This window comes from Acaryochloris sp. IP29b_bin.137, from assembly GCF_028285745.1.
Taxonomy (GTDB): Bacteria; Cyanobacteriota; Cyanobacteriia; order Thermosynechococcales; family Thermosynechococcaceae; genus Acaryochloris.
The window spans coordinates 1-3547 of record NZ_JANQOP010000064.1 but is presented as its reverse complement, the minus strand read 5'-3'; the positions used below and the strand labels follow the sequence as shown (position 1 = coordinate 3547).

Here is a 3547-nt window from a genome sequence, read left to right as displayed (position 1 = left end):
AGGGTAGTCGTTTCGGCCACCCTATTTTCTTTGAAATCACACTGCCCTATCTACTGCTGACTCTAGATTTGAAGTACCTTGTCATCCCCAAAGCAATATAACTGAACCGTCCGCTGCATTGGAATAATTAGGTGTTATTCACAAAACCAGATAGAGCATTTCATTAACTGACGATCTCACTACACCTACAAAATTGTGAGAGACATCCTTGCAAGGATCCACACGATCGCAATTGGATCTCACGCAATACTATAAATACACTTAGCCAAGCAAACCCACTAAGAGATAGATTTACTCCTACACTGCCTCTTCGATGAGTTGTTCGACGCGGGCTTTGGCTTGGTCGAGGAGTTGTCTGGATTGCCTCGCGCTTTCACTGGCTTGATCATACAGTCGCCGAATTTCCTGCTGGATAGATTGTGGGGCTTCCCAAACCTGAAACTTTCGGATATCAAAGGGGTAAAGCTCCAATTGTCCAGATGAGCCACGCTGGTATTTTTCTACTTGCAGCTTTCCGGCCAAGCTGTTGAGGTAGAACGACAAATAAGCTGGATCAAGTGTTGGTGAACGAAGAATGGTGACATGGTTATCTGGTATGGCTTGATGTTCACTAACCAGATAAGGCGCAGCTCTTCCAATGGTTCCTCGTCCGGTTCCGTTGATCAGAACATCACCATATTGAATCTGCAAGCTGGGTTCGGGGTTCGGTTGTGCGTGGCGGTTTCCTTCCAGCGTGATTTTATTTTCAAGAATATGTTTTGAATTGAGAACAGGCAAACCGCTTGACGAATAGATGGTTTGTTTGCCGCGCTGGCAGGAGATTAAGACAGAACCAAGTGGAATTAGTTGGATATGTTCTGGCAAATTTTCTTGCAGTTTATCGAAGGCGGGATAGTAGTGCTCGGAATCAAAGCGCCGCGATAGCTCCAGCTCACTAAATTTCGCTGTGTAGCCCAAAGGTTTATCAAACTTCAGCTTATCTAGCCTCAGCTCAGATTCGAGAAGTTTCTGAGCTTGAATATAAGATTCAATCGATTTATCGATGCTCCTTCGAGATCTCCAGAAAAGAGAATCAATTGCTGTTTGGTTATCTTCAGAAATTGGTGGAATAGGAAGACGACGTAGTTCACTCATTGGAAGAGTGATTTGACCAGTTGTCCCTCCCGTCGCACAACGATCGAGTAGTAACTGACCCTGCTTAGTCCATAGATAGAGCAAAAGGACTGACGGAATGATTGGTGAACCATCTTTCAGTCTTAATAGACCTACATTGCGTGAAAATATTCGGGGTTCATCGTCTTCGACAATCCAAGTTCTTCCAATTTTAGTTGCGTGCTTAAGGGTTATTACTAAATCATTTCGGCGTAGAACGTATCTAGAAAGTCTTTCAAATTCAATAGTAGAAACAAAATTAGGGTCTCCTTCAGTCATTGTCCCAAAATATACATTCTTGCCATTCACGCATGGCAATCCTTTGTCAGTAAATTTTGGATTAGAACCTTGGGTAATCCTTTCGGTAATTTTTCCGAGTAAATATACTCCAGGTACAGCACATATCTGTTCGTAAACCTCGGCAAATTCTGGCTTAAAGAATTCGGCATCGAATCTTATAAAACTGGACTGAAGTTTACTTGTAGATGTTGGTGCAAATATTGCCATCACTCAACCCTCCAGAAATCATATTCCTGTCCATGAGCAAAACGTACAAATGCCTCGGCTATGCAGAGCTGGTCGCAGGGTATGGTAGTTGCATCTGCCAGATCTTCTGCGGTGAGGTCGTAGTTTACTAAGTCTTGATTTACCTTAGGCTGACCGCTAATATCTTCCACTATATGTCCATCTTCGTCGAGCATATATTCGTAATCACCAGAGTTATTCTTGCCACCACGTTCACTCACCGCCATAAAGATCGCATAATCCAATCTTTTTGCAACCTCAGCAGCAATCCAGCGCTCCTTGAGAGTTGCAATAAGATCATCATCAGCCAAAACCAGCTCTAGTTTGCCGCGGTTAGTGAGTAATTTGAGATCATACTCAGCATTGGGAATTTCCTTTTCCAGTCGTTTAATCTCAGACTTGTATCGCTTAGTCTTTTCCTTCTGTACAACTTTAAGCTCCTTCACAGTTTCCCTATGCGCGGCCTTAATCGGTTTCAGGTGAGCAGAGAGTTCACGCTTGTTGCCATCAAAAGTTTTGCTAATGGTCGCAATTTCAGCCTGTTGCTGCTGTTTCAGAGCTTCCACCTCGTTTTTTAAGTCAGTGATTTTTTGTTGCGCCCGACTCAATTCAGTCTGAAGGTCTTCTATCTTCTTTTCAGCCTGGGTAATTCGTTCCTCATCGCTAGGCAGGTCAGGAGTTTCATCATTACTAACTCCGTCTTCGCCTCCATCTTCAGTTAAATCTTCAGCTTCCGGTTCACTGAAATTCTCGCTGATTAAGTCAGCAATTGCTTCCGAAATGCCCTCTTCCGGCACCTCGTCGTGTCTATCGAGCAAGGACTGAATCTCGACTTCATAAGCTGGGCAGTCCTTAGCTACTTGATCATGCACACGGGCAATATTATCTAGTTGCTTTTTAGTATATTTTTGGATAAAGAGCACCGAAGTCTTTGTGCCAGTGTGTGGTTTGAAAGTATTGGGATGCAGTCCCACAACTGCCAATAATCGTGCTTTCTTCAAAATCCATTCACGGATAAAGGTCAGTGTGGAATTATTAAATTTTCCTTGGGGTAGAACGATGGCAGCGCGACCACCAGGACGCAACATTTTCAAGATGCGTTCAATAAAAAGGACATCACGCTCTTCCTTTGGCGCTTTGTTATTTCCTGCGCGCTTAAGAGCTGGTCTTGCCAAATCATAATGAGCCAGCATCTTACGATCTTTCATCTCCCCGGCAAAGGGTGGATTAGCAAGGATTACATCAAATTTCAGCTCTTCGAAATACTCCCAAGCCTTATCATCATCTTTCAGAAACTCGTTATCCGGGATTTTAACTGCCGTTAATTTAGCCTGCCGCAAACCTTGCATTAAGGCTTGACCCGAGGCATTTTCAAACCACGTGTTGGGGTCAAGACTGCTAACATCAGGGCCAAATATATTAGTATGTCCGTCCCCGGCAATGAGCATCAGGGCACGAGAAGTCTTGGCTGCACGAGCCTCGAAATCAATGCCCCAAAGATACTTAGCCGCATACCTATGCTTACGAAGTTCTCGCTTGTTGTTATCGTCAGCAGGATAGCACCAATCCATAGCATGTAATAAAAAGCCTCCGGAACCGCATGAGGGATCCATGACGTACTCTTTCCGTGTCGGATTAAGCATACGCACACACATTTCAACAACATGGCGTGGTGTGAAAAACTGACCTTTCTTTTTTTTTGCTTCGGTGGGAAGTAAATATTCAAAAGCATCATCCATGATGCGTAGATTAGAGCCCATGAGCCGTAGCCCTTCAATAGCTATGCCTTACCCACAAGTCTTGAAAGTATTGTGATGGTTAGGTTTGGGATATGCGATAAAGTGTAACCTGACCACTGACATAGCGAAGC

2 protein-coding genes are annotated in these 3547 nt (G+C 44.0%); both read right to left on the bottom strand.

What is annotated here, in order from left to right; genetic code table 11:
* Positions 1-297 precede the first annotated feature (297 nt).
* Entirely contained in the window at positions 298-1659 is a 1362-nt protein-coding gene (locus tag Q0991_RS04930; protein ID WP_299486044.1) for a hypothetical protein, read from the bottom strand.
* Complete coding sequence (locus tag Q0991_RS04925) at positions 1659-3437, bottom strand: N-6 DNA methylase (RefSeq protein WP_299486042.1); 1779 nt, start codon at positions 3435-3437, stop codon at positions 1659-1661. The genes Q0991_RS04930 and Q0991_RS04925 overlap by 1 nt, the downstream gene beginning before the upstream one ends.
* Positions 3438-3547: the final 110 nt, after the last annotated feature.